Genomic DNA, 25,976 nt, shown 5'->3' with positions numbered 1-25,976 from the left:
CCGTGTTTCCGTGGTAATGCGTTTAGGTACTGGATCGAGGTGGCCCCATGGCTAAAGACACACTGTCCGCGATTTTCGATGGCGAGTGCAGTCCGGCAGAGCTGGACCGGTTTCTCGATGAGTTCGAGCAGTCGCCAGAGCTGAAGCAGGCCTGGAGCCGGCTGTGTCTGTCGCGCGACGCGGTGGAAGGCGTTCGCGTGGGGGCCGATCAGCGCTGCATCTGCAGCGACGTCATGAGAGGCATTGACGCCGCGCCGGCCTCGTTCGGAGCCAAGGTCGTGCCGATCGTGCGCCGCCGCCTCAGCAGCTACTGGAAGCCCGCTATCGGCTTGGCGGCCGCGGCGTCGTTTGGTGCGATTGCCGTTTCGCTGAATTTTTCCGGCCACGACAGCTTGGGTGGTGGGGCTTCGCCGGGCTTGATGCCGCAGGCCAGCAGTTCGCCGGTGTCGATGCCGATCCTCAGCCGTCCTTCGCGTAATCTGCTGGCGGTTTCCGTGACGCCGCAGGATCTGCAGCAGATGGAGCAGGAAGACGATTTGCGCGCTTACCTGATCGAGCACAGCAGCGCGATTGCCGATCGCGGCATGGGCGGCGCCTTGTCCTACGCGCGGTTTGCTGCTCACACGGGTGATCAGATGCTGCAGCCGGCGACCCTGGAGACCCAGCCTTGATCGAAGGCCTGGCTGACAGGGCGCGTGCCGTTCGCAGTCTCGCGATCGGCCTGCTGCTGAGTGCATCGGGCAGTGCGGTGGCTGCGACGGCCGATCCGGCCGAGCTGTTGGTGCAGATCAGCGATGCCTCGCGTAAGGCGAATTATCAGGGCGTCATCTTTTATCAGACGCGTGATCGTCAGGAGACGCTGCGGGTCACGCACGGCCACGGTGAGCAAGGCGCGATTGAGCGTGTGTCGACGCTCGATGGCGCGCCGATGGAAATCATCAAGAAAGACGGCAAGGTCATCTGCCTGCTGCCGAAGGATCGCAAGGTCACTTTGGATCAGCCGACCCCCCAGGCGTTGTTTCCATCGCTGACACCGGAACGTGTGGCGCAGATGGCGGCGGTCTACAAGTTCGAGTCGATGGCTCCGGATCGTGTGGCCGGGCGCAAGTGCCAGGGTTTGATGATTACGCCGCGCGACCAGTTCCGCTACGGGTATCAGATCTGGGCCGACGAGGAAACGCAGGTGCCGCTCAAGGTCAACCTGTTGGCGCCCAATGGCGTGGTCCTGGAACAGATGTTCTTTACGCAGGTCGAGTTTCCGGAGGTCATTCCGGAGAGCGCTTTCCATGTTGATGTCGATCCGGAGAAGTATCGTCAGATCACCCGCTTGGAACGACCGCCTGAACCGGCGCCGATGCCGGCAGAAGCCGATGTCCAAGCACGCCTGCACAACTTGCCGCCCGGATACCGCATCACGATGCGTGAGGTGCGTCCCACGGTCGATGGCAAGGGTTGGGTGGAGCATCTGGTTCTGAGTGATGGGTTGTCGGCGATTTCCGTGTTTCGTGCGCGCCGGCCGCATCCCTCGTTCGAGGGTCAATCGCAGATCGGCGCGGTGCATGTGTTTGGTCGCACGGTGGGTCGTGTGCACATTACCGTGGTGGGCGAGGCGCCCTCCGAAACCGTGCAGATGATTGGCCAGAATGTTGGTGACGGTGATAGTGACGACGATGACGACACTGTCCAGAAGCCATCGGCTGCTGCGGCTCCTGAAAAGGTTCCTTCGCCAGCCCGCGAAGGCGCAACGCCTTGAGCGAACACCGGACGATGCGTGCATGATTGAAGAGCGCGCAATCGTCTCGCGTATTGAACGCGATCAGGGCCAGGAACGGGTCTGGGTGCGCGCATTTGGCCCGGAATCCTGCCCGAAATGTGCAGAGGGCCGCGGGTGCGGCGGCGGGGTGTTGGCCAAGCTGGTGAGTCGGCGTCGGCCGGAAGTCCAGGTGGGTGGCACGCTGCCGCAACTTCAGGCCGGTGAAACGGTGATTGTCGGCATCGACGACGGGGCCATCATGCGGGCTTCGCTCTGGGTCTATCTTGTGCCATTGCTTGGCATGTTCGGATTCGGCGCGTTTGCGCAGCAGGTGCTGCATACGCATGACGTGCTGGTCGCGGGATTTGGTCTGACCGGACTGGTCGCTGGATTCCTGCTGACGTCGATCGCTTCACAGCGCGCCGGGGTGTCCGGAAACTATCGGCCTTCGCTGCTGCGACGCGAAATCGGGGCAGAGCGCGTCTGTGCACGCCTGCCTGAGTTCTGATCCGGTCGTTACGCGATTTCAGTCCGACGGAGTGCTTTTTCAGGCGGGGATTCTGATATCCGGCCCAGCCCCGGTTTGATATTCCTGCGCGAATACTTTGAAATTCGTGCATTCATTCCCTGTCCGTCCTGGTTCGAGCCCTCATGCCCCCTGTGTCCCGCATCGTGCGCAGCGTACTGTTGATCTGCGCGCTGGCGATCTGCGTGGGTTGCCGTCAGGCGCCGCCACCGGCCGTCGGTGGCTACCCCGATTTTGCCGATCTGGTTGAGCGTGTTTCGCCGGTGGTGGTCAACATCAGCACATTGCCGGCTGAGCCGGCGGTCGACGACGACGCGCAAGCGCCACCGGAAACCCTGGATCCGGAGGCATTGCAGGAAGCGCCGGAGTGGTTCCGGCGTTTCTTCGATCAGCAGCAACAGGATGGCGCAGACGATGGGGCTTACCCACCTGAGCAGCAGTCGCTGGGTTCTGGCTTCATCCTGTGGGATGACGGCTACATCCTGACCAACTTTCATGTGGTTCGCGGCGCCCGCGAAGTGGTCGTGCGCCTGCTCGATCGCCGCCAGTTCACCGCGCAGATCGTCGGCAGCGATGAAGCCAGCGATCTGGCCCTGTTGAAGATCGACGCGACAGATCTTCCGGTTGCAGCGCTTGGTAATTCCGAGCGCCTGCGTCCGGGACAATGGGTGCTGGCGATCGGGTCGCCGTTCGGTTTCGATTACTCGGTCACCGCTGGGATTGTTTCGGCGAAGGGGCGCGCGCTGGAGACCGAACAGTACGTGCCGTTTATCCAGACCGACGTTGCGATCAACCCGGGCAACTCGGGCGGACCGCTGTTCAACCTCGCCGGCGAAGTGGTTGGCGTCAATTCGCAGATTTACTCGCAGTCCGGGGGGTACCAGGGCGTATCGTTCTCGATCCCGATCGACGTCGCTGCCAAGGTCGCGCGGCAGCTGCGGGATACCGGCGTGGTCACGCGCGGATGGCTGGGCGTTGTGGTGCAGGAGGTCGACCGCGATCTGGCGATCCAGCTTGGGCTCGACAAGCCTGAAGGGGCGCTGGTGGCGCGGGTGTTACCGGACAGCCCGGCATCGCGAGCGGGCATTCAGGAGGGTGACGTTATCCTCGAGTACGACGGCGCGCCTTTGCCGAGTTCGTCGACGCTGCCGCATCGGGTGGGTATTACCGATCCGGGTCAGACGGCCGAGATCAAGATCATGCGCGGTGGCAAGACGTTGAAGCTGACGATTGAAGTGGGCACTTTGCGTCCGGAGGTGACCGCTGCGGAGCCGCAACCGGTGCCGACCGCAGCGCCTGCTGCAAGCTCCGGCAACATTCTCGGAATGAGCGTGCGGCCGTTGAGTGCCGATGAGCGCCGTGACGCCCAGGTACTGGCAGGCGGCATGCTGGTCACTGAAGTGGTCGACGGCGCGGCGGCACGGGCCGGTATCCGGGCGGGCGACATTCTGCTGCAACTGTCGGGGCAGGAGGTTGACAGCAGGGCGCGTTTTGACGAGGTGGTCGATCGCCTGATTCATGGTCAGACCATTCCGGTGCTGGTCCAGCGCGGCCGCGCGCCGCGGTTCATGACCCTGGACGTTCCCAATGCCGCTGCAACACCGGAAACCTCGCCGGATCGAGCGCCCTGAATATGCGGCTTCTGTTGTTGGGGCGCCCCGGATGCCATCTGTGCGAGGACTTTGCCGAGGATTTGCAGATTCATCTGGCTGGCAGGGCGTTTGAACTGGAACACGCCGATGTCGATTCCACCGGGGAATGGCGAATGCGCTACGGCCGGCGTATTCCGGTGCTGCTCGATGCTCAGGGGCGTGTCCTGTCCGAGGGCCAATTCGACGCGGAGCGGTTTGAGCGCAGTCTGGCCGCTTAGTCGCTATACTGCCGCGCTATTTTTCGGCCGTCTGGCGGGCCGTTGTAGCTGATCTCGCCGCCCTATGCCGGCTACGCGGAACTCCATGAAACAGGACAACATTCGCAATTTCTGCATCATCGCGCATATCGACCACGGCAAGTCCACCTTGGCCGATCGATTCATCCAGCTGACCGGCGGATTGCAGCAGCGCGAGATGACCCAGCAGGTGCTCGATAACAATCCAATCGAGCGCGAGCGTGGCATCACGATCAAGGCGCAGGCTGTGCAGTTGCACTATCGGGCGCGTGATGGTGAGTTGTATCAGTTCAATCTGATCGACACGCCAGGGCATGTCGATTTCTCGTATGAGGTGTCGCGCTCGCTGGCCGCCTGCGAGGGGGCATTGCTGGTCGTAGACGCGTCGCAGGGCGTTGAGGCGCAGTCGGTCGCAAACTGCTACACCGCGATCGAGCAGAATCTCGAAGTGGTTCCGGTGCTGAACAAGATCGACCTGCAGAACGCCGAGGTTGAACGCGTCTGCGACGAGATCGAGCAGATTATCGGGATTCCCGCGACGGACGCGTTGCGTATCTCGGCCAAGACCGGTCTGAATGTCGAGGAAGTACTCGAAGCGGTGGTTACGCGTCTGCCGCCGCCCAAGGGCAATCCGGACGAGCGCCTGCAGGCGCTGATTGTCGATTCCTGGTTCGACAACTATCTGGGCGTTGTCTCTCTGGTGCGTATCGTCAATGGTTCGCTGCAGAAGGGCCAGAAAGTTCGCGTGATGTCGACCGGGCGTGACCATGAGGTCACGATGATCGGTGTGAATGCGCCGAAGCTGACGCCCAAGGATCGACTCGAATGCGGTGAGGTTGGCATTGTCGTGGCCGGCATCAAGGAGATTTTCGGGGCGCCGGTCGGCGATACGCTGACCTTGTCGGTCAAGCCCTGTGAAACGCAGTTGCCGGGCTTCCGTCAGGTGCAGCCGCGGGTTTATGCCGGCATGTTCCCGGTCGATGCCGACGACTTTGAAGATTTCCGCGAATCGCTGCAGAAGCTGCGCTTGAACGATTCGGCACTGCAGTTTGAGCCGGAGAATTCAACAGCACTCGGATTTGGCTTTCGCATTGGCTTTCTGGGCATGCTGCACATGGACATTGTGCAGGAGCGCCTGGAGCGCGAATACAACCTGAATCTGATCACGACCGCGCCTTCGGTGATCTACGAGGTGCTGAAGACCGATGGCAGTGTGATCAAGGTTGATAATCCTGCTGAACTCCCGGAGCTGGGCTCGGTCAGTGAGATACGGGAGCCGATCATTGACGCACGTATCCTGATGCCGCCGGACTACGTCGGCTCGGTCATGCAGCTGTGCATGGAGAAGCGCGGTGTGCAGAAGAACCTGCGTTATCTGGGGTCACAGGTGCAGATGGAGGTCGAGATGCCGATGGCCGAGGTCGTGCTGGACTTCTTCGATCGCCTGAAGAGCGTCTCGCGTGGCTATGCCTCGTTCGAATATGAGTTTGTGCGCTTCCAGGCGGCGGATCTGGTGCGGCTCGATGTGCTGGTCAACGGCGACAAGGTCGATGCGCTGGCCAGCATCGTGCATCGCGATGTTTCATACCCGCGCGGCCGCGATCTGTGCGAGCGCATGAAGGAAGTGATTCATCGACAGATGTTCGATATCGCGATCCAGGCTGCGATCGGTTCCAAGGTCATTGCCCGCAGCACGGTCAAGGCGCTGCGCAAGGACGTCATTGCCAAGTGCTATGGTGGCGACGTCAGCCGCAAGCGCAAGCTGCTGGAAAAGCAGAAAGAGGGCAAGAAGCGCATGAAATCGGTGGGCAATGTCGAGATTCCGCAGGAAGCCTTCCTGGCGGTGCTCGGCGTGGACCGCAAGAAGTGAGTCCAGAAGCCGTGATTCCTGGAATGTCGACGGGACGGTCGCCGGATAGCGTGGCCATTGCCAGCTTGCGCAAGCAGGCCACAGCGTGAGAGCTTTTCCACATGGCTGATTTTCACTTTGATTTTGCTGTCATTTTGAGCCTGCTGACGGCGGTTACCGGCGTTTTCTGGGCGCTCGACAAGTGGGTGCTGGCGCCGCGGCGTGACACGGTTGGGGCTGGTGACAAGCCCAACGCCTTCGTCGACTTCTGTCGGTCGTTCTTCCCCGTGATCTTCGTTGTGCTGATCCTGCGCTCGTTTCTGGCCGAGCCGTTCCGCATTCCGTCCGGTTCGATGATCCCGACCTTGCTGGTCGGCGACTTCATCCTGGTCAACAAATTCACTTTCGGTCTGCGCGATCCGGTGTTTAATCACAAGTTCGTCGACTTCGGCGAGCCTGCGCGGGGTGATGTCGTCGTGTTCCGGTGGCCGGTCGATCCGAGCAAGGACTTCATCAAGCGTATTGTTGGCGTCCCTGGGGACAAGATCACGTATATCGACAAGCAGCTATACGTGAACGGGGAGCGCGCTTCGGTGCAGCCGGGCGGCGTCTATTCCAATCCGGGAACCTATCCTCCGGGGGTGGTCTATCGCATGAGCGAGGATCTGGCTGGGGTCGAGCACAACATTCTGATCAATCCAGGGCGCCCGGCTGAGGATTTTGAATTCATCGTGCCGCCTGGCGAGTACTTCGCCATGGGCGACAATCGGGATGGTTCCGATGACAGCCGCCGCTGGGGCACAGTGCCGGAACGCAACCTGGTCGGCAAAGCATTCCTGATCTGGATGTCTTGGGACGGCGCGCGGACGCGCATCGATTTCTCCCGGATCGGAACTCTGATCAAATAGCGCTGCGCGCCCGGCAACGGGTGATCGAAGGAGGCCAGTATGCGTATGCGGAATCGTCAACGGGGCTTGGGCTGGTTCGGCCTGCTGTTCGTGCTTGGCATCATCGCGTTCTTTGCGATCGTGGTGGTCAAGTGTCTGCCGATCTATCTGAACCAGATGAAGATCGCCAGCTCGATCAACAAAGTCGCTGCGGATCCGGAAAACGGCAAGGCTGAAGTCGTTGTGCTGCGCAAGGCTCTGGGACGATATTGGGATATCGAGAGTATCGATTATCTGACTCCTGCCGAGGTCAGAGTCCGCCGGACTGAAGGTGGGCGCTTTCTGAGCTACGAGTACGAAGCCCGCGAGCATCTGTTCTACAACATCTCGCTGGTGATCGAGTTCGCTGACGATGTTCCTCTGAGCAACGTCGGGTCTTGAGCGAGTTACTGAACAGACTGCAGCAGCGGCTGGACTATCAGTTTGCGGAGCCCGAATTGCTGCAACAGGCGCTGACCCATCGCAGCTATTCCGGGCATAACAACGAGCGACTTGAATTCCTGGGCGACGGATTGCTGAACTTCGTTATCGGTGACGCGCTGTACGCGCGCAAACCGCGGGACGAGGAGGGGGCACTGTCGCGGTTGCGTGCGAGTCTGGTTCGCGAAGAGACGCTGGCGAAGCTCGCCCGCGAGCTCGAGCTGGGTGAGTTTCTGAAGCTGGGCGAAAGCGAGTTGAAGTCGGGTGGCTTTCGTCGCGATTCGATTCTTGCTGATGCGTTTGAAGCCATCCTCGGAGCCATCTTTCTCGACGGCGGTTTTGAAAAAGCACGCGCAGCGGCCCTGCGCCTGTACACGGCGCTGCTTGATACGCTGCCGGATCCCGAGCGTCTGAAGGACGCCAAGACACGGCTGCAGGAGTGGCTGCAGGCGCGGGCGCGGCCGTTGCCGTTGTACACGGTGCTGTCTGAGGACGGGCCGCCGCATGCGCGGAGGTTTCATGTGCGCTGCGCCTTGACGGATGCCGAACTCGGGTCCGAGGCGCGCGGCGGTAGCCGGCGAATCGCCGAGCAACGTGCGGCGGAAATGCTGCTGAAGCAGTTGGAACAGATCGGATCAGGACCAGACCATGCATAGCGGGATCGTGACCATCGCCGGACGGCCAAATGTCGGCAAGTCGTCGCTGCTCAACGCGCTGGTCGGGCGCAAGGTCAGCATCGTTTCACACAAACCGCAGACGACACGGCACCGCATTCAGGGCGTGCTGCACCGCGCGCACGGTCAGGTCGTGTTTGTCGATACGCCGGGTTTACACAGCCTGCAGAAGCGGGCTTTGAATCGTGCAATGAATGAGTCGGCAGCGGGTGCGCTGCATGATGTCGATCTGGTGCTGTTCGTGGTCGAATGTGGTCACTTCACCGCAGAGGACGAAGCCGTCCTGCAACGCTTGCAGCGGTGCAATGCGCCGGTGGGACTGGTGGTCAACAAGGTCGATCGCATCTCTGAAAAGGAAAAGCTGCTGCCTGAACTGCAGCGCCTTGGTGCAATGCGCGATTTCGCCTTCGTGATTCCGGTGTCTGCCACCAAGTCCGACAATCTGCGCAGTCTGGAAGCCGAGATTTTCAAGCATATTCCGGAAGGGCCGCCGTTCTATCCGGAAGGGCAGGTCGTGGCGCATGACGATGCATTTACCGTCGCCGAAACCGTGCGTGAAAAACTGACGCGGAATCTGCATCAGGAGTTGCCGTACTCGTTGACGGTTGAAGTCGAACACTACGAGCGCGACGGCAATCTCGACAGCATCAGTGCGGTGATCTGGGTCGAGCGCGCCAGTCAGAAGAAGATTGTTATCGGCGAGAACGGCGAGACGCTGAAAAAGATCGGGACGGCAGCGCGCCGCGATCTCGAGCGGGAGTTCGGACGCAAGGTGTTTCTCAAGCTGTGGTGCAACGTGCGCGAGAACTGGAGCGACGATCTCAAGGCGCTGCGCCGCTTTGGCCTGAGCGGTCGCGACTGAGGTTGCGGCTGCGATGAGTGGCCGTGTGCTGCTGCAACCGGCATACCTGCTGTCCACGCGCCCTTACGGCGATACCAGTCTGCTGATTGAGGCATTTACCCCGGACCATGGCCGTGTTGGTCTGGTGGCCCGCGGCGCGCGTGCGCCCCGGGCCAAGCTGCGTGGCCAGCTGCAGGCGTTTACGCCGCTGCTGTTGTCCTGGCGATTGTCTGGCGAAGTCGGGACCATGACGGCTGCCGAGAGTTGTGCGCCGCCGGTGGCGCTACGCGGTGAGCGCGTGTTTTTCGGCTGGTATCTGAACGAGCTGATCTTGCGTCTGTTGCAGCGCCACGATGCGCATCCTTCTGTGTATGCCAGCTATGCGGAATTGCTGCCGCTGCTGGCGCTCAGCGACGCCCAGGCCCAGGCCGCACTGCGCGTGTTCGAAAAACGTCTGCTGGCGGATATCGGCTATGGCCTGATGCTGGGCGCCGAATTGCGCTCCGAACGTCGTTATCGCTACGACTGGGATTCCGGACCGATCGTCGTGGATGACGATGATGCGCCCGCCTATGCCGGGAGTCATTTGATCGCCCTGCGCGACGAATGTCTGGACCACGAGGCCGCGCGCCGGGATGCGCGGCATCTGTTGCAGGGGGCGTTGCGGCGCCAGCTTGGAGGCCGTGAGCTGCGTACGCCGCGTCTGCTGCGTGAGCTGCGTGCCGGCCGGCCGGCACCCCCTGGTGATGTGCCGGCCACGTGATTCGGCGCGTGGCTTGGGCTATTGTTCTGCGCCAGTCCAACCCGGTTCAATCAGATGTCGCGCCTCCGTCTCGGTATCAACGTCGATCATGTCGCCACCTTGCGACAGGCGCGCGGTACGGCTTATCCGGATCCGGTCGAGGCCGCATTGCTGTGTGCCGGCGCCGGCGCCGACAGCATTACGATCCACTTGCGCGAGGACCGGCGTCATATCCAGCCTGACGATGTCAGGCGGCTGCAGAAGCGCTCGCCGGTACCGGTTAATCTGGAAATGGCGGTGACGGACGAGATGGTCGCGTTTGCCTGCCGCGTAAAGCCGCGCTACGCCTGTCTGGTGCCGGAAAAGCGCGAGGAATTGACGACCGAGGGCGGGCTGGATGTTGCGTCGCTGCAGGCGTCAGTGGCGGTCGCGTGTCGTCGTCTGCAGAAGGCCGGGATCGAGGTGTCGCTGTTCATTGATCCGTCGCCCGCCCAGCTCAAGGCGGCGCTTGCGGTGGGGGTGCCGCATCTGGAGATCCACACCGGCCGTTATGCCGATACCCGCGGTCGTCAGCGGGATGCCGAGCTGAAACGAATTGTGGCGTTTGCGGCTGCGGCGGCGGACGCCGGTTTCGAGGTGCATGCCGGCCACGGTCTGACCTGTGACAACGTCGGGTCGATCGCCAGCATCCGGCAGATTGTCGAACTCAACATCGGGCATAGCATCATCGCGCGCGCAGTATTCGTCGGCTTGCCCGCTGCGGTGGCGGAGATGCGGCAGGCGATGACTGCTGCGCGCGGCGCGTGAAGCCCCGCGCGCCGGCGGTGCCCGCTGCCACGGATGGCGTTGCCGGCCAGCTGCACGGCGTCGGCGTCGATATCCTGCGTGTCGAACGGATGGAACGTCTGCTCGATCGCCATGGCCGGCGTGTGCTGGTCAAGTTGCTCTGTGCGGCCGAGCTGCGCGAGGTGCGCGCGCGAACCAATACCGCCCGTGCGCTCGCGATGTGCTTCGCGGCAAAGGAGGCTTTCGTCAAGGCGCTGGGGACCGGGTTTTCCGGGGTCGGCTACCGCGATGCAGGGGTCATTCGTGAGCACAGCGGGCGTCCCAAGCTGATTTTCAGCCGCAGCATGCAGGCCCGCTTGCGACGCGAAGGCATTGGCGCCGCACATCTTTCGCTCAGCGACGATGGCGGTATGGTTTGCGCCTATGTCGTGCTGGAGCGTGCGCGCCAGCCCGACCGCGGTTAGGGACGCTGGATCGCGGCCAAGGTGTCGTCGACGGCACGCCGCACGTTGTCTAGCTCGCGACGGCTTTGCATGCCCGGCTGCAGTCCGGTGGTGCGCAGCAGCCACTGTTCGAGCGCCGAGGTGGTTTGGCGCAGGCTCGCCAGATGATAGAACGCCGCGGTGCCGCGCAGCGTATGCGCCGCGTCTCGTGCGGCCTCCAGATTGCGTTCGCCGAAGGCGCGTTCCAGATCCAGGAACTGCTGCGGCAACTCTTCCCGCAGCAGCTGCAACAGCTCCGGGTCCGTGGTGAGCTGGGCCGCGACCGGTTTGGGTCCGGACAGCCCGGGTTCCAGACTGCGCAGCAGTTCGCGCTCGTCAAAAGGCTTGATCAGAATGCTGTCCGCGCCGGCCTGGGTAAAGGCGCTGCGTTCCTCAGGCTCCAGATGCGCACTGACGGCGAGGATACGGCAGCGCGGAGGGCCTGTTTCAGCCTTGCGGATGGCGCGGGCGCATTCGATGCCGCTCATCTTCGGCATGTGCGCATCCAGCAATACGATCGGTGGCCGCGTTTGCAGCCAGAGCTGCAACGCGGCATCGCCGTCGGCCGCCTCGACGACTTCGAGACCCAGACTGCGACAGAGTGTGCTCAGGTAGCGGCGGTTGATCGCATTGTTGTCGGCGACCAGCGCGCTGCGTCCTTGCAACGGCTTCACCTGCGGAGCGCCGCGGTCGAGGGTCAGGCGCAGGATCTCGTCATGCAGCCGTCGGCGTCCGACGGATTTCGGGTGACATGCCGCGGCGCCCGCGTCGCGCAGAGCGTCGTGCAGCGGTAGCGCCGACGACGCGACCAGCGCCAGTAGCGGGGGTTGATGTTCGGCGCAGGCGGCAAGAATTCTGCGCACGTTGGCATCCTTGTCGGCGTCGTCCGGCTTCAGTCCCAGGATGATCAGGTCAGGTCGTGACTCTGCGGAGACTTGCTGCAGCGAATCCGCCAGGCTCTTGGCGGCGCTGAAGCTGCGCACCTGCATGCCCCAGAATTCGAGCCAGTGCACCAGCGCCAGCCGCGCGGTTGCGTGGGGCTCGAACAACCAGACCAGTCGATCGCGCAGACGCGCGTCATGGGTTGCCGCCGATTCGGATTCGGCCACCAGCCGGAATGGCAGCAGCACGCTGAAGGTCGAGCCTTTGCCGGGCGTGCTTTCCAGCGCGGTTTCGCCGCCCATCAGCTCCGCAAGCTTGCGCGTGATCGACAGGCCGAGGCCGGTGCCGCCGCTGGATTTTCCAACCTGCCGATAGGGCTGAAACAACCGTGCCTGCTGGTCCGGCGAGATGCCGATGCCTGAGTCCGATACGGAGAACCGCAGCCACACACGGCCACCATCTTCGCGCTCGCGCATCACGCGCAGGACAACTTCTCCGGCGTCAGTGAACTTGATCGCGTTCGATAGCAGATTGGTCAGGATCTGGCGCAGCCGCTGTGGGTCGCCGCGTAGCTGACGCGGAACGTCGTGATAGACGATGCGCACCAGCTCCAGCGACTTGTCGTAGGCCAGCGGCGCAAGCAGTGCGCAGGTGTCTTCGGTTGAATCCAGAACGTCGAAGGTTTCGGCATTCAGGCGCAGGCGCCCGGCTTCGATCCGGCTCCAGTCGAGCAGATCGTTGATCATCGTCAGCAGCGCCTGGCCGGACTTTTCCAGCGTATCCAGCTGCTGCGACTGCTCGCCATTGAGACCTGATCGACGCAGCAGGTCGGCATAGCCGAGGATGCCGGTCAGCGGGGTGCGCAGCTCATGCGACAGGCTGGACAGCAGCTCGCTCTGTGCGCGCGCTTCGTCCTGGGCCTGAGCTGCCGCGCCGCGCAGCTTCTGATTCATGTCCGCCAGACGGTCCCGCTCCTGGCGCAGGTGCAAAGTCTGCTCTGTCACCTGGTCGTCGAGCCGGGTACGTAATTCGTTCAACTGCTGGGTGATGCGATTGGTCGCGCGGGCCAGTTCGGCGGCATTGCCGGGCAGGTCCTCCGGCAGGCGGCCGTCGGTGCGTTGTTGCGCGAGCGCGTGCAAGCCGCGCGAAATGGTTCCCAATGCACGTCGCGAACTGGTCGCAGCAGCGGCGATCAGCATCAGTGCCAGCAGCAGCAGGCTCAGCACCGCCAGCCGTTGCTGATCCGGATCGAGCGTGGTCAGCGGTACCCACAGCAGAACTCCAGCCGCGACCAATGCTGCAGCAGCCAGCAGCAGACGTCGCGAGCCCGGTGGCCAGCGGCTGGGATACCCCATGGTTTCGGTTCGTTTCACCCGTTTCAGGTCCGTGCCAGCTAAAATCCGTCCGATGAGCTATCCCACACTCGCCGACTTTATCGGCAATACGCCCCTGGCCCAACTGCGTCGGTTGCCGGGGATTGGCAACAACACGCTACTCGTCAAACTCGAGGGCAACAACCCCGCCGGCTCGGTCAAGGACCGGCCTGCGTATTCGATGATCCGTCGAGCCGAAGAGCGCGGGGAGATCAAGCCGGGTGACGTGCTGATCGAGGCGACCAGCGGCAATACTGGGATCGCGCTGGCGATGGCCGCAGCGGTCAAGGGCTACAAACTGACGCTGATCATGCCGGAACACATGTCAGCGGAACGGCGTGCGGTGATGAAGGCTTTCGGCGCGGAGATCCGGCTGGTCACGCAGAAGCAGGGCATGGAGGGTGCGCGCGATCTGGCGTTGCAGATGCAGGCCGACGGCAAGGGCCGGGTGCTCGACCAGTTCGGCAACCCGGACAATCCGCGGGCACATTACGAAGGCACTGCTCCCGAAATCTGGAAGGCCACCCAGGGCAAGATCACGCATTTTGTTTCGGCGATGGGAACGACCGGCACGATCATGGGCTGCGCGCGTTACTTCAAGGAGCAGAACCCGGAGGTGCAGATCGTCGGTGTGCAGCCGGACGGTGATTCGTCGATTCCGGGCATCCGGAAATGGCCGGAAGCCTATCTGCCGAAGATTTTCGAGGCCGAGCGCGTCGACCGCGTGATCGAGGTCAGCGCGGTCAATGCCGAGGATACGATGCGCGCCGCCGGCCAGCTCGAAGGCCTATTCTGCGGCCCCTCGTCCGGTGGCGCCCTGTGGGCTGCGCTGGAAGTCTGCAAGCAGGTGGAAAACGCGACCGTAGTGAGCATCGTCTGCGATCGTGGCGACCGCTATATTTCCACTGGCGTGTTTCCGTCCTGAGCGGTATGGCACATCCACTGCGCGAACCGGTTCTGGTGTTCGATATCGAGACGATTCCCGATCTCGATGGTGGGCGCCGCATTCATGATCTCGAGGCGATGGACGATGCCGAGGTCTGGGCGGCGATGAAGACCCTGCGCCAGGCGCACAAAGGCAATGACTTCATGCCCGCGCACCTGCAGCGCGTGGTGGCGATCTCGGTCGCATTGCGTCACGGCGACAGCTTCCGGGTCTGGTCGATCGGTGACGAAGACGCCGAGGAAGGTGAGTTGATCCAGCGTTTCTTCGACGGCGTTGAAAAGTATCGCCCGGTGCTGGTGTCGTGGAACGGCGGCGGCTTCGATCTTCCGGTGCTGCATTATCGCGGTCTGATCCATGGCTGCGTCGCCCCCAAGTACTGGGACAGCGGCCAGTTTGATCGCGAGACCAAGTGGGACAACTACATCAGCCGCTACCAGTTCCGCCATACCGATCTGATGGACGTATTGGCGATGTATAGCGGGCGCCAGAATGCGCCGCTGACCGAAATCGCCCAGTTGCTCGGGTTCCCGGGCAAGCTGGGCATGGATGGATCCAAAGTCTTCGATGCCTACCGCGAAGGTCGCCTGCGCGACATCCGCGACTATTGTGAAACCGACGTGCTGAACACCTATCTGGTCTACCTGCGTTTTGAGCTGATGCGCGGACATCTGAGTCACGAGGCACATACCCAGGAGGAAGCTCGTGTGCGCCAGCTGCTTGAAGCCAGCGATGCCCCGCACTGGGCCGAATTTCTCGAAGGCTGGGTTGCCTGACGATGCGCAGACGCAAGCCGATGCCGGCCGGGGACTTTCCGGCCGAGATCGTTGATCTCAATCATCTGGGCCGTGGCGTTGCCCGAGTGGACGGCAAGGCCACATTCATAGCCGACGCGCTGCCGGGCGAGCAGGTTCAGTTCCGCTATGTGCAGATGGGCAAGGACGCCGACGAGGGCCAATGCGTTGCCGTCGAGCGCGCCAGTCCGCATCGCGTCGAGCCACGCTGCGCACATTTCGGACTGTGCGGAGGCTGCTCGATGCAGCACCTGGATCCACCGCAGCAGGTCACGTTCAAGCAGAAGCAGATGCTTGATCAGCTGGCGCGCATCGGCAAGGTGCAGCCGGCCGAAGTTGCAGCGCCTGTCGTCGGGGTCGGTGCAGACGCGGTCTGGGGTTATCGCCGCCGCGCCCGCCTTGGCGTCAAGCTGGTGCCGAAGAAAGGCGGCGTGCTGGTGGGCTTTCGCGAACGTAGCAGTCATTTTCTGGCAGCGCTCGACAGCTGTGTGGTACTGGATCCGCGGGTCGGGCAGAAGCTGCGTGTGATCGGGGCAATGATTGAGACACTTTCAATCGCAAACCGGATTCCGCAGATCGAAATTGCCTGTGCCAATACCGTTGCGCTGGTGTTCCGTGTGCTGGACCCGCCGACCGAGGCGGACTGCGCACGCTTGCTGGCGTTCGGCGAGGCGCAGGGCTTTTCGATCTATCTGCAGACGGGCGGTCCGAACACGATCCGGCCACTGTCCGATGACGCGCCGGCGCTGTGCTATTCGCCGGATGGCTCCGAGCTGTCGCTGCAGTTCGAGCCGACCGATTTCATCCAGGTCAATGGCGCGATCAGCCAGCAGACCGTCAATCAGGCGCTGGACTGGCTGGATTTGCAGTCCGGCGATCGTGTGCTCGAACTGTTCTGCGGCCTGGGCAATTTCTCGCTGCCGCTGGCGCGGCGTGGCGCGCGCGTGATTGCAGTCGAGGGCGAAGACGGACTGGTACGCCGGGCCCGCGCCAATGCTGCGCGCAACCGCCTGGATGTGCGCTTTGAAAAAGCCGATCTGTTCACGACCGGCGCCGACGTTGACTGGCTGCGCGATGATTTCGACAAGGTGCTGCTGGATCCGCCACGCGCCGGGGCCCGCGAGATTCTTCCGATCGTCGCGGCGCGCAAGCCGTCGCACATCGTCTACGTTTCGTGCCATCCCGGCACACTAGCCCGCGATGCCGGCATGCTGGTGCATGAGCACGGCTATCGACTGGTTCGTGCAGGCGTGATGGACATGTTCCCGCATACCGGTCATGTCGAAAGCATGGCCTTGTTCGTCCGGGGCGTCTGATGGCGCTGGAGATCGAACGCAAGTTTCTGGTCCTCGGTGACAGCTGGCGCGCCGAAGTTTCACGCTCCAGCGAGTTGCGTCAGGGCTATCTGTCAGGCGCGGGCGGTCGCGCCTCGGTGCGTGTGCGTCTGCATGACCGTCATGCCAACCTCAACATCAAGGCGGCGGTCATCGGCAGCGCGCGTGCCGAGTACGAATATCCGATTCCCTATGATCAGGGCCGTGAGATTCTGCAGACCCTGTGTCTGGGGCGACTGGAAAAAATCCGGCACTACATCGAACGCGATGGCGTCACTTGGGAGATTGATGAGTTTCTCGGCGATAACGCCGGCCTGATCGTCGCCGAGGTCGAGTTGAGCGATCCGGACCAGGACTTTGTGCGCCCCGATTGGCTGGGGCGGGAAGTCACCGACGCCCGGCGCTACTACAACCACGATCTGGCGCTGCAGCCCTATTGCGGTTGGCCGGACGAATGGTGCCGTTGACCGTGGCGCGGCATGTCGAAGTGGATCTGCGCGCGCAGCGGCTGCGCGCCTGGAATGCAGAACATCTGGACGCCGAATATGTGATATCGACCGGGGTGACCGGCAACAGCGAAATCAATGGTTCTGGCGGAACGCCGCGCGGACGACACATTGTCCGTGCGAAAATTGGCGCTGGCTTGCCCTCGGGCGCCGTACTGCGGGCGCGTCGCTGGACCGGCGAGGTTTGGAGTCCGGAGCTGGATGCACAATTTCCGGGCCGCGACTGGATTCTGAGCCGGATCCTGTGGCTGTCGGGAACCGAGCGGGGACGTAACCGGCTCGGTTGTGTGGATACGTTCAGGCGTTACATTTATCTCCATGGCACCCCACATGAAGAGAGTCTAGGGGTGCCGGGGTCGAAGGGCTGTGTGCGGATGCGCAATCGCGACATCATCGAGCTGTATGAATGGATCAGTATCGGAACCGAAGTTGAACTCCACGAATAACAAAAGCAAAGGCCTGTTGGGTCCGCTGATGGTTGATGTCGGCGGTCTGGAATTGACCGAGGAGGACCGCGAAGTTCTGCGCCATCCTCTGGTGGGCGGCGTGATTCTGTTCACCCGCAACTACCGAGATCATCAACAGCTCAAGGCGTTGTGCGACGAGATCCTGTCGCTGCGCAGTCCGCGGTTGTTGTTGGCGGTGGATCACGAGGGCGGGCGCGTACAACGCTTTCGCGTCGGGTTCTCGCGCGTGCCTTCGATGCGTGGCTTTGGTCAGCGCTACTGCGAAGACGCGCAGCAGGCGTTGTTGGATGTGAAAGCGGCGGGGCTTGCGATCGGCACCGAGCTGTCGAGCTTCGGCATCGACCTCAGCTTTGCGCCGGTGCTCGATATCGATCACGGTGTCAGTACCGTGATTGGTGATCGCGCATTTTCGGATCGCTGCGAGATCGTGGTTGAGCTGGCGCGGGCGTTTCGTGCCGGGCTCAATGCCGCCGGGCATGCCGCCACCGGCAAGCACTTTCCGGGACACGGCGCGGTGACCGCCGATTCGCATGTCGAACTGCCGATCGATCGGCGCTCCGAGGCCGAGTTGCGGGCGACCGAGCTGATGCCGTTTGCAGCGCTGATCGCCGATGGCATTGAATCGCTGATGATGGCGCATGTGCGCTACCCCAGCGTCGACGAAACGCCTGCGTCGCTTTCGCGTAAGTGGATCCAGGACATCCTGCGGCGCGAGATGGACTTTGCCGGCACACTGTTCTGCGATGACCTGTCGATGGGCGGTGCGGCTGCGGTCGGCAGTATGGAGGAGCGTGCGCGCATGGCGCTGGCCGCGGGTTGCGACATGCTGCCGGTGTGCAACGATCGTCCCGCCGTGCTGGAACTGCTCGAAGCGCTGAAGGATGTGAAGCCGGGCAAGGTTGCTTCCGATCGCATCAAGCGCATGTACCGACGGCCGCAGTGATGTCGCGGTCTGTGAACACGGAGGCCACATGAGTGTCAGCATCGAACAGGCGCATGCGGTGTTGCGCGAGGCCGATTGTCTTCACGATGCCGCATCGGTGCAGCAGGCTTACGATCGCGTTGCCGCGGCGCTGACGGCGGACTATGCGCAGCGCAATCCGCTGCTGCTGTGCGTGATGATCGGTGGCGTGCAGGCCACGGCCGAGATCAGCGGACGGCTGCAGTTTCCGCTGGAAATCGATTACCTGCACGCGACGCGCTATCGCGGTGCCACTGAGGGTGGCGGCCTCGAGTGGAAGCGACGTCCGGCTCCTGAACGCATTCGCGGTCGCCACATTGTTGTGATCGACGACATCCTCGATGAAGGTCACACACTGGTCGCGATTCGGGCCGAGTTGCAGGCACTGGCGCCGGCGTCGCTGGCCGTTGCGGTGCTGGCGGAAAAACATCATCAGCGTCGTGCGACAGGGGCCCACGCCGAGTACATCGGGCTGTCAGTCGAAGATCGCTACGTCTTCGGTTGCGGCATGGACTACCACGAGTACTGGCGGCAGCTGCCGGCCATCTACGCGGTCAAGGGACTATGAACGAGCAAGGGGCCAACACGCAGCGCGCTGCGGCGCGGGTCGCTGTCATCGGCGGGACTGGCATGAATCAGTGGCCCGGGCTGCAGGTTATCGCACAGCACGCGGCGCAGACCCCGTATGGTGCCCCCAGCGCGCCATTGCTGGACGGCATGCTGGATGCGACGCCGGCGATCTTTCTGGCGCGACATGGCGAGGGTCACAAAATTCCCCCGCACGCGATCAACTACCGCGCCAACCTGCGGGCACTGGCCGATGCTGGTGTGCGCTCGGTGATCGCAATTGCTGCGGTCGGGGGCATCGCCGACTGGTTCGCGCCGGGCGAGATCGCCATTCCCTACGATCTGATCGACTACACCTGGGGTCGCGAGCACACCTATTCCGACGGCAGCGAAGGCGCGCCGCTGGATCACGTCGAATTCACCCAGCCGTATGCGCCGGCACTGCGCTCGGTGCTGCTCGATACGGCGCGGGCATCCGCCACGCGGATCGCCGGGCAGGGAGTGATGGCGGTGACGCAGGGGCCCCGGCTGGAGTCAGCGGCTGAAGTGCGCAGGATGCAACGCGATGGGGCTGACATGATCGGCATGACCGGCATGCCGGAAGCGGCGCTGGCGCGCGAACTGGGTCTGAACTACGCGTGCATTGCGGTATCCGTGAACTGGGCCGCGGGGGTGAAAGGTCTGGGCAATATCCACGCGGAGATCGAGCAGTCGATCGAAAACGGAATGAGCAAGGTGCGCGCGCTGTTGACGGCCGCATTGCCGGAAATTCACTCCGAATCGGTCTGATCTCTGCTCGAATTGCAGGCAGGCCGTAGACACCGATGTCGCCGGCCTGCCTGATCGCACTTACAGGTCGATGCCGCCGATATTGATCTGGTACACCGTGGTGGTGCCACTGATTTCGTTGCCTACGATCAGCAGCGGCTGGCCATTGGGACTGTCTTCGGCGTTGATGAAGTGCAGACCCTCAGGTCCCAGATCGCCGGCTTGTGCGAGATTCTCCTCGGGATCGACATCAAAATCGCGCGGATTGATGTACTGCACAAATTCCGGTGCAATCGGGTTGCTGATGTCGTAGACCATGATGCCGCCAACCCGTTCCAGGCCGATGAACGCGTAATCGCGACCGTCGATACGTCCCAGCGCAACGCCTTCCGGTTCCGGTCCTTTGTTGTCGCTGCGGTTGTCAGCCTTGTTGCCGTCGTTGTTGGCGTTGAAATGCTCGGTCAGCACCTCGGCCGTGATCTGTTCGAACGCGTCACCGGAGTCGTAGACCAGATCGCCGCTCTCGGTCCAGATCGAGAACGAGCGCGCGCCGAAAACATCGAGCCGATCGAAATCGCCATCGCCGTCGATGTCTCCGGACGCCGTGCTGACCGTCAGACGACCAATCGCATCGTTCTGCTGAAGAGCCTCGGCGTCGGGGAATGCTGTTGGATCGAGCAGCAGATCCTTGATCCGCGCCTCCTCGACATAATCGCCGTATTCACGGGCATCGCCTTCATTGGCGGTGACCAGATAGCGCTCGCTGCCCACGACATACATTGCAATTGAGTCGGGCATGTACATGCCTTGGACTGGCCAACTTGCGATGTTGATCGCGTCGTCCTTGTCGCTGGCATCCAGTCCGTTACCGGGCAACCGGTGATCCTTGCGGCCAAGTGCGTGTATGGCCTGTACGTTGCCGCGCCGAAGATCGATCACCGCAATGGCATTGTTCTCCTGCAGTGTGACATAGGCGTAGCGGCTGTCCGGACTGATTGCGATGTACTCGGGCTCCAGATCCTGGGCAACGCTGGCTCCAGGTCCGAAGATGCGGACGCCGGACGCTTCCAGAACCTGGCGTCGCTGGCCGCGATCGATATTGTCGAAGCGCACCTGCCGTGCCCGCATGCGCCGCCGCTTGATGTCAATGATGCTGACCGAGCCTTCAGGGTCAATACTGTAGTCGGCACTGGGTTCGCCTTCGTTGGCGACCACTGCGTAGCGGCCGTCCGGGCTGAACGTAACCATGTCGGGGAGCGCGCCGACGTCGAAAGTGCCTTTAAGTGCCAGCGTGGCGGTGTCGAAGAAGGCGACAACGCCTGGGTCGGTCCTGACCTCAGCCTCGATTGCGGCAGCGAGCAGCCCTTGACTGACCGCGACGCTGTTTGCCGCGGCGCCAAAAGGACTGACGTCGATAGCTGCGATCTTCAGTGGCTGGCCGGGATCGCTCAGATCCAGGACATCAATGGCGTGATCGGCAACGTTGACCACGAACGCGCGCTGCGTTTGCGGATCGAATGTTGGGATTTCAGCTGCGCCGGCGTCGAACAGGCCAGTCGAATGACGTCCGAGCACGCTGAGTTCTATTGAAGGCTGTGCGCCGGCGAGTGCCGGAAGCAACAGGAGTGCAGCAAAGCCACTAAGCTTTCGCATAAAGGGTTTCCGTGAATTCAGCCGGATACCCTAGGGTCACACTATGACAACGGCTTGACGCTAGCGCCGGATGTGGCTGCGCGGGTCAGCGTGGGCCCAGCCGCGTCAGCAACTAATGTGTCGCCAATGCCTCGATCAGGCGGCCGCGGAACTCGACGCGGCGGAAGCTTGGCGCCCAGACCTGGATATCGAGCGTGTCGCCCTTGATCGCGGAGGTCCACAGCTGCCCTCCCGTGGCTTCGCGATAAGGGCCATGGCGCTGGCGTCCATCAGCAGAGCAGACCCAGATCTGCGCGTCACGTGGAATCTCCACCTCGTTCAGATAGAGCGACAGCGTGGCGGCATGATCCGAATGCAGACGCAGCACCAGCGTTGACCATCCGTCTGCGTGATCGAACCAGCGCCCGGCGCTGATCAAGGAGCGCTCGATGCGCAGCGACTGTGGCGGTGGCAGTGCGGTGTCTGTTTCCGTTGCGTGGGTTGCCGCGAGCTTCAGCGTGGGCGCGTTGGCGGGAAATGCCACGCCGCAGGCTTCCGGAGGGAACGGTGTCGATGGCGGTGGGGTCGACGATGTCGACACCCCGGCGCAGGACGACAACAGGATTGCCGTCAGAATGGCGACGATGGCCGCGACTCGATGCATGGCGCGTCTCCGGGACTGCATCAGGGTTACTTGCTGACCCTGGCAAGGATGCCCAGCTTCGGACTGTCCATGTGGTGGATCTCATCCCGCCGCATGCGACGCTTTTCGTCAAGCCGGTAGCTGACCGGATTGCCGCTGCTGCCAACCGCGGTGTACTGCAGCTCGGCGTCGAGATGCAGGTAGCGGTTCATCAGCAACCGGACGATGCCGTCGACCGGATACAGCGCCCCGCCATCTGCACCGACGACGGCCAGCGGCTGACCGTAGCGCAGATGCAACGCCGGTCCCTGCGCGGATGGTGGATCGCGCTGAATCCAGGCGAGTCGGATCATGGGTTTGAAGCGGGAGGCGTTGCGCAGACGATTCCACTGCTCCTGCAACGCAAAGTCAGACTCCGGCAGAACCCGAATGCCGGCACTCGCCAGTGCGGCAGCGTCATCCAGCGAAATTCCGTTCAGGCCGACTGCGCGCGGCGCGGTACCGGCTTCGCCGGCATTGGCGCTGTCGAGAAAGACGATCAGGTCGACCCGATAATCCTCGGCGAGCGCAGGACCGCTGAGCAGCGCCAGCACCAATGCCACTGGCAGCAGGCCGCGATTGCGCGCTGCAGCGACGCGATTGGGGGCGGAGAACAGGCGTCTGAGCGATGTGATCATGGGATTCCGTAGAGTCAGCTCGGCTGCAGTTTAGCCAACAGCTCGGCGCTGCGTTCTGCGCGCAGCTCCGGTGTTTCGAACGTGCCGAGCAGATGCAGACGCTGCTGCCCCTCGAGCTTGTAGTTGCGGGGTTGTGCCTGGATCAGTTTGAACAGCTTGGCCGGATCGATATTCGGAGTCTTTCCAAACTCGATCGTGATCGAGGCACTGCCGGCGCGTAATTTCAGCAGGCCGAGCGCCTGCGCCTGCACGCGCAGTTCGGCGGCTTCAAACAGGCGCTCGGCCGGTGCGGGCAGCAGGCCGAAGCGATCGATCATCTCGACCCGCAGTTCGCGCAGCGCTGCGTCATCGCTGGCTTCGGCGATGCGCTTGTACAGGGTCAGTCGCGTGTGCACGTCGGGGATGTAGTCGTCCGGGATCAGTGCGGATGCCCCCAGATCGACTTCGCAGGCGGCGTGCCCGAATGGCTCGTCGTTCAGCTTGCCGCTCTTGATGGCGCGCACCGCGCGCGCCAGCAGGTCGGCGTACATCGTGAAGCCGACTTCTGAAATCTGCCCGGACTGCTCGTCGCCCAGCAGCTCGCCGGCGCCGCGGATTTCCAGATCGTGGGTTGCCAGCGCAAAACCGGAGCCGAGTTCTCCGAGCGTCTCGATCGCGTCCAGACGCTTCTCGGCGTCCGGGGTCAGTGCGCGCCGGCTCGGGACCAGCAGATAGGCGTAGCCGCGATGGTGACTGCGGCCGACGCGTCCGCGCAGCTGGTGCAGCTGGGCCAGTCCGAGTTGATCGGCGCGGTCGATCAGAATGGTATTGGCGGTCGGCACGTCGATGCCGGATTCGATAATCGTGGTGCAGACCAGAATGTTGAAGCGCTGGTGATAGAAATCCAGCATCACCTGTTCCAGCTCGCGCTCGCGCATCTGGCCGTGCGCATAGCGCACGCTGCCCTCGGGAATCAGTTCCTGCAGCTTGCGCGAGAAATTCTCGATATCGCGCACTTCGTTGTGCAGGAAGTAGATCTGGCCGCCGCGACGCAGTTCGCGCAGGCAGGCTTCGTACACCAGCGGATTGCTCCACTCCGAGACGAAGGTCTTGATCGCCAGCCGCGATGCCGGTGGCGTCGCGATGATCGACAGATCGCGCAGGCCGGCCAGGCTCATGTTCAGCGTGCGCGGAATCGGCGTCGCGGTCAGCGTCAGCATGTCGACTTCGGCGCGCAGGTTCTTCAGGCGTTCCTTGTGACGCACGCCGAAGCGATGCTCTTCGTCGACGATGACCAGGCCGAGATCCTTGAAGCGGACATCGGGCTGCAACAGCCGGTGCGTGCCGATGACGACGTCCAGGCGGCCGTCAGCCATTTCGGCCAGCATCGCGTTCTGTTCCTTGGTCGAGCGCATGCGCGACAGCGCGCCGACGCGCAGCGGCCAGCCGGCGAAGCGGTCGGTGAAATTCTTCGCGTGTTGTTCGACCAGCAGGGTCGTCGGTGCCAGTACGCAGACCTGGCGGCCGCCGCGTGCGGCAACAAAAGCGGCGCGCAGGGCGACTTCGGTCTTGCCGAAGCCGACGTCACCACAGATCACCCGGTCCATGGTCTTGTCGGAGCGCAGATCGGTCAGGACGGCGTCGATGGCGGTCTGCTGGTCCGCGGTCGGGGTGAACGGAAAGCCCTCGCAGAACAGCTGGTAGTCGGCCTCGTCGAACTCCAGTTTCATTCCCGGTTTGGCGATGCGCCGCGCCTGGATCTGCAGCAACTCGGCCGCGACGTCGTGTGCGCGTTCGCGCGCCTTGGCCTGCGCCTTCGCCCAGCGGTCGGAGCCGAGGCCATGCAGGGGTGCGCTGTCAGGTTCTCCGCCGGTGTAGCGGTGGATCAGGTTCAACGACGCCACCGGCACATAGAGCTTGCCGCCGCCGGCGTACTCGAGCACCAGATACTCGGCGCTGACGCCGCCGGCATCCAGCGTCTGCAAACCCAGATAGCGGCCGACGCCGTGCTCGACATGCACCACCGGCGCACCCGGCACCAGCGACGACAGGTCACGCAGCACCGTGTCCGGGTCGCGGATGCGGTTCTTGCGGCGCAGCTGCTGCGTCGGTGCGCGCAGGCCGAATATCTGCGCTTCGGAGACTACAGCGATGCCATCGCCGGGCAGGACGAAGCTGTTCTGCAGCGGCGCCAGCACGATGCCGTAGCGCTTGTCGTCCGCGACGAACTCGGCCCAGCTGGTGTAGCTGCGCGGCAGGATGCCCAGTGGCTTGAGCCAGTTCAGCACGGCTTCGCGGCGTCCCGCGGACTCGGCTACCAGCAGGGCGCGGTGGCTACCGCTGCGCAGCAGTTCACGCAGCGCTTCGGCGCCTTCAGGCGCCAGCTGAGCTGCGTCGGCGTCAGGCGCGGCAGCGCCGACGTCGATGCGTTTGAACGATGCGATGCGCTCCATTGCCGCGCCGGGTTGCAGGAACAGATCGTCCGGGCGTATCAGCGGCCGTTCGATATCACCGTGGTAGCGCTCGTGACGCTCTGTGATCTGGCGCCAGTCCTCGTCTAGTGCGGCGTGCAAATCATCCAGCGCGATCAGCAAACTGTCGGCCGGAAGGTAGTCGACCAGCGTGGCGGTGCCGAGCGCGCCTTCGGCAAAGAACAGCGGCAGCCAGGATTCGATACCACCTGGCATCAGACCTTTGCTGACTTCGCTGTAGATGCGCGAACGCGCCGGGTCGCCCGGGAAGTACTCGCGATAACGGCGACGGAACTGCTCGATGCCGGCCTTGTCGGTGGGAAACTCGCGTGCCGGCAGCAGACGGATTTCGTCGACTTTGTCCTGGCTGCGCTGGGTTTCCGGATCGAAGGTGCGGATAGTTTCGATCTCGTCATCGAACAGATCGATGCGAAAGGCCTGATCACTGCCCATCGGGAACAGGTCGATCAGCGCGCCGCGCACGGCGAATTCGCCCTGCGCCTGGACTTCTGACACCGACTGATAACCGGCGGCGACCAGGCGTTCGCGGAAGCGCATGGGATCGAGACGTTCACCGACCGCTAGCTGGAACGCGCGACTGTCGAGCCAGCTGCGTGGCGGCAGCCGCTGGATCAGCTGATCGGCGGTAGTCAGCAGCACGCCGCGGCTGAGCTGCGGCAGCCGGTGCAGTGCTGACAGTCGCTGCGACAGGATTTCCTGATGCGGCGAGAACTGGTCGTAGGGCAGGACTTCGGCGTCCGGCAGATGCAGCAGCGCCAGCTCCTGCGGCAGGAAGAAGCGCAGTTCTTCTTCGAGCCGGTAGGCGTGCTGTTCATTCGCAACCAGCACGACCGTCAGGCTGCGATGCTGGGCTGCCGCGCTGGCGACGGCGAGCGCGGCGGTCGCGCCGGGCAGCGACGGCCAGTGCGACAGGCTGTCGTCGTCCGCGGTTGGCTTGAGAGGAGAGAAGCTCACGAAAGTCTGGATGGCGGCGGAGTCAGCGGTGCTGCGGCCGCCTGGCGTCGAATGGGGCGGCGATTATCTCATGCCTCGACTCGAGTGCTGCGGCGA

26 protein-coding genes are annotated in these 25,976 nt (G+C 63.1%); 21 read left to right on the top strand and 5 right to left on the bottom strand.

Going from position 1 to position 25,976, the window contains the following annotated elements:
- The first annotated feature begins 47 nt into the window (after positions 1-47).
- The 13 genes from E4T66_RS05025 to acpS all read left to right on the top strand — a co-directional run bounded on the left by E4T66_RS05025 (position 48) and on the right by acpS (position 10,890).
- A complete protein-coding gene (locus E4T66_RS05025; protein WP_136847808.1) occupies positions 48-671 on the top strand; it encodes a sigma-E factor negative regulatory protein in 624 nt (207 codons plus the stop codon).
- Entirely contained in the window at positions 668-1,753 is a 1,086-nt protein-coding gene (locus E4T66_RS05020) for a MucB/RseB C-terminal domain-containing protein (RefSeq protein ID WP_136847807.1), read from the top strand. Before E4T66_RS05025 ends, E4T66_RS05020 begins: the two co-directional genes overlap by 4 nt.
- 22 nt (positions 1,754-1,775) lie before the next feature.
- A complete protein-coding gene (locus E4T66_RS05015; RefSeq protein WP_169577479.1) occupies positions 1,776-2,261 on the top strand; it encodes a SoxR reducing system RseC family protein in 486 nt (161 codons plus the stop codon).
- Positions 2,262-2,404: 143 nt separating this feature from the next.
- Positions 2,405-3,910 (top strand): Do family serine endopeptidase, encoded by a 1,506-nt coding sequence (locus tag E4T66_RS05010; RefSeq protein WP_136847805.1) that lies wholly within the window; start codon positions 2,405-2,407, stop codon positions 3,908-3,910.
- Between the two features lie 2 nt (positions 3,911-3,912).
- Entirely contained in the window at positions 3,913-4,149 is a 237-nt protein-coding gene (locus E4T66_RS05005; RefSeq protein WP_136847804.1) for a glutaredoxin family protein, read from the top strand.
- Positions 4,150-4,234: 85 nt separating this feature from the next.
- Entirely contained in the window at positions 4,235-6,037 is a 1,803-nt protein-coding gene (gene lepA, locus E4T66_RS05000) for a translation elongation factor 4 (protein WP_136847803.1), read from the top strand.
- Between the two features lie 101 nt (positions 6,038-6,138).
- On the top strand, positions 6,139-6,924 hold the full coding sequence (lepB, locus tag E4T66_RS04995) for a signal peptidase I (RefSeq protein WP_136847802.1): 786 nt from the start codon (positions 6,139-6,141) through the stop codon (positions 6,922-6,924).
- 39 nt (positions 6,925-6,963) lie between these two features.
- On the top strand, positions 6,964-7,344 hold the full coding sequence (locus tag E4T66_RS04990; RefSeq protein WP_136847801.1) for a DUF4845 domain-containing protein: 381 nt from the start codon (positions 6,964-6,966) through the stop codon (positions 7,342-7,344).
- The gene (gene rnc, locus E4T66_RS04985) at positions 7,341-8,039 is read left to right on the top strand and encodes a ribonuclease III (protein ID WP_136847800.1); all 699 of its coding nucleotides are present in this window, start codon (positions 7,341-7,343) and stop codon (positions 8,037-8,039) included. Before E4T66_RS04990 ends, rnc begins: the two co-directional genes overlap by 4 nt.
- Entirely contained in the window at positions 8,032-8,919 is an 888-nt protein-coding gene (gene era, locus E4T66_RS04980; protein WP_136847799.1) for a GTPase Era, read from the top strand. The genes rnc and era overlap by 8 nt, the downstream gene beginning before the upstream one ends.
- A 13-nt stretch (positions 8,920-8,932) precedes the next feature.
- Positions 8,933-9,661, top strand: coding sequence for a DNA repair protein RecO (recO, locus tag E4T66_RS04975; protein ID WP_136847798.1), 729 nt, complete (start codon positions 8,933-8,935; stop codon positions 9,659-9,661).
- 54 nt (positions 9,662-9,715) lie between these two features.
- On the top strand, positions 9,716-10,447 hold the full coding sequence (pdxJ, locus tag E4T66_RS04970; RefSeq protein ID WP_136847797.1) for a pyridoxine 5'-phosphate synthase: 732 nt from the start codon (positions 9,716-9,718) through the stop codon (positions 10,445-10,447).
- Positions 10,444-10,890, top strand: coding sequence for a holo-ACP synthase (gene acpS, locus E4T66_RS04965; RefSeq protein ID WP_136847796.1), 447 nt, complete (start codon positions 10,444-10,446; stop codon positions 10,888-10,890). The genes pdxJ and acpS overlap by 4 nt, the downstream gene beginning before the upstream one ends.
- Here the strand turns inward: acpS and E4T66_RS04960 are convergent.
- Positions 10,887-13,163: an ATP-binding protein gene (locus E4T66_RS04960; RefSeq protein ID WP_136847795.1), complete on the bottom strand. Its 2,277-nt coding sequence runs from the start codon at positions 13,161-13,163 to the stop codon at positions 10,887-10,889. The genes acpS and E4T66_RS04960 overlap by 4 nt on opposite strands.
- A gap of 34 nt (positions 13,164-13,197) precedes the next feature.
- Here E4T66_RS04960 and cysM point away from each other — a divergent pair, with 34 nt between their 5' ends.
- The 8 genes from cysM to E4T66_RS04920 are packed head-to-tail and all read left to right on the top strand — an operon-like array spanning position 13,198 to position 19,524.
- Positions 13,198-14,088, top strand: a complete 891-nt coding sequence (cysM, locus tag E4T66_RS04955) for a cysteine synthase CysM (protein ID WP_136847794.1) — start codon at positions 13,198-13,200, stop codon at positions 14,086-14,088.
- Between the two features lie 5 nt (positions 14,089-14,093).
- The gene (locus tag E4T66_RS04950; RefSeq protein WP_136847793.1) at positions 14,094-14,882 is read left to right on the top strand and encodes a 3'-5' exonuclease; all 789 of its coding nucleotides are present in this window, start codon (positions 14,094-14,096) and stop codon (positions 14,880-14,882) included.
- A gap of 2 nt (positions 14,883-14,884) precedes the next feature.
- Positions 14,885-16,216 (top strand): 23S rRNA (uracil(1939)-C(5))-methyltransferase RlmD, encoded by a 1,332-nt coding sequence (gene rlmD, locus E4T66_RS04945; protein WP_136847792.1) that lies wholly within the window; start codon positions 14,885-14,887, stop codon positions 16,214-16,216.
- Entirely contained in the window at positions 16,216-16,701 is a 486-nt protein-coding gene (locus tag E4T66_RS04940) for a CYTH domain-containing protein (protein WP_136847791.1), read from the top strand. Before rlmD ends, E4T66_RS04940 begins: the two co-directional genes overlap by 1 nt.
- A complete protein-coding gene (locus tag E4T66_RS04935; protein WP_136847790.1) occupies positions 16,689-17,186 on the top strand; it encodes a L,D-transpeptidase in 498 nt (165 codons plus the stop codon). Before E4T66_RS04940 ends, E4T66_RS04935 begins: the two co-directional genes overlap by 13 nt.
- The gene (gene nagZ / locus E4T66_RS04930) at positions 17,170-18,150 is read left to right on the top strand and encodes a beta-N-acetylhexosaminidase (protein WP_248679441.1); all 981 of its coding nucleotides are present in this window, start codon (positions 17,170-17,172) and stop codon (positions 18,148-18,150) included. Before E4T66_RS04935 ends, nagZ begins: the two co-directional genes overlap by 17 nt.
- Before the next feature lie 28 nt (positions 18,151-18,178).
- On the top strand, positions 18,179-18,736 hold the full coding sequence (locus E4T66_RS04925; RefSeq protein WP_136847789.1) for a hypoxanthine-guanine phosphoribosyltransferase: 558 nt from the start codon (positions 18,179-18,181) through the stop codon (positions 18,734-18,736).
- The gene (locus tag E4T66_RS04920) at positions 18,733-19,524 is read left to right on the top strand and encodes an S-methyl-5'-thioinosine phosphorylase (protein ID WP_136847788.1); all 792 of its coding nucleotides are present in this window, start codon (positions 18,733-18,735) and stop codon (positions 19,522-19,524) included. Before E4T66_RS04925 ends, E4T66_RS04920 begins: the two co-directional genes overlap by 4 nt.
- Positions 19,525-19,584: 60 nt before the next feature.
- On the opposite strand, the gene E4T66_RS04915 is transcribed toward E4T66_RS04920, so the two are convergent.
- From E4T66_RS04915 to mfd, 4 genes are all read right to left on the bottom strand, one after another.
- On the bottom strand, positions 19,585-21,156 hold the full coding sequence (locus E4T66_RS04915) for a choice-of-anchor I family protein (protein ID WP_136847787.1): 1,572 nt from the start codon (positions 21,154-21,156) through the stop codon (positions 19,585-19,587).
- Positions 21,157-21,268: 112 nt separating this feature from the next.
- On the bottom strand, positions 21,269-21,799 hold the full coding sequence (locus tag E4T66_RS04910) for a hypothetical protein (protein ID WP_136847786.1): 531 nt from the start codon (positions 21,797-21,799) through the stop codon (positions 21,269-21,271).
- Positions 21,800-21,825: 26 nt separating this feature from the next.
- The gene (locus E4T66_RS04905; protein ID WP_136847785.1) at positions 21,826-22,455 is read right to left on the bottom strand and encodes a CsiV family protein; all 630 of its coding nucleotides are present in this window, start codon (positions 22,453-22,455) and stop codon (positions 21,826-21,828) included.
- A gap of 14 nt (positions 22,456-22,469) precedes the next feature.
- Positions 22,470-25,880, bottom strand: coding sequence for a transcription-repair coupling factor (mfd, locus tag E4T66_RS04900; protein WP_248679439.1), 3,411 nt, complete (start codon positions 25,878-25,880; stop codon positions 22,470-22,472).
- Positions 25,881-25,976 lie beyond the last annotated feature (96 nt).

Origin of the sequence: Sinimarinibacterium arenosum (assembly GCF_005047655.1) — a bacterium.
GTDB lineage: Bacteria > Pseudomonadota > Gammaproteobacteria > Nevskiales > Nevskiaceae > Solimonas.
The sequence above is the reverse complement of the archived record's forward strand: the minus strand, read 5'-3'. Positions and strand labels throughout refer to the sequence as shown.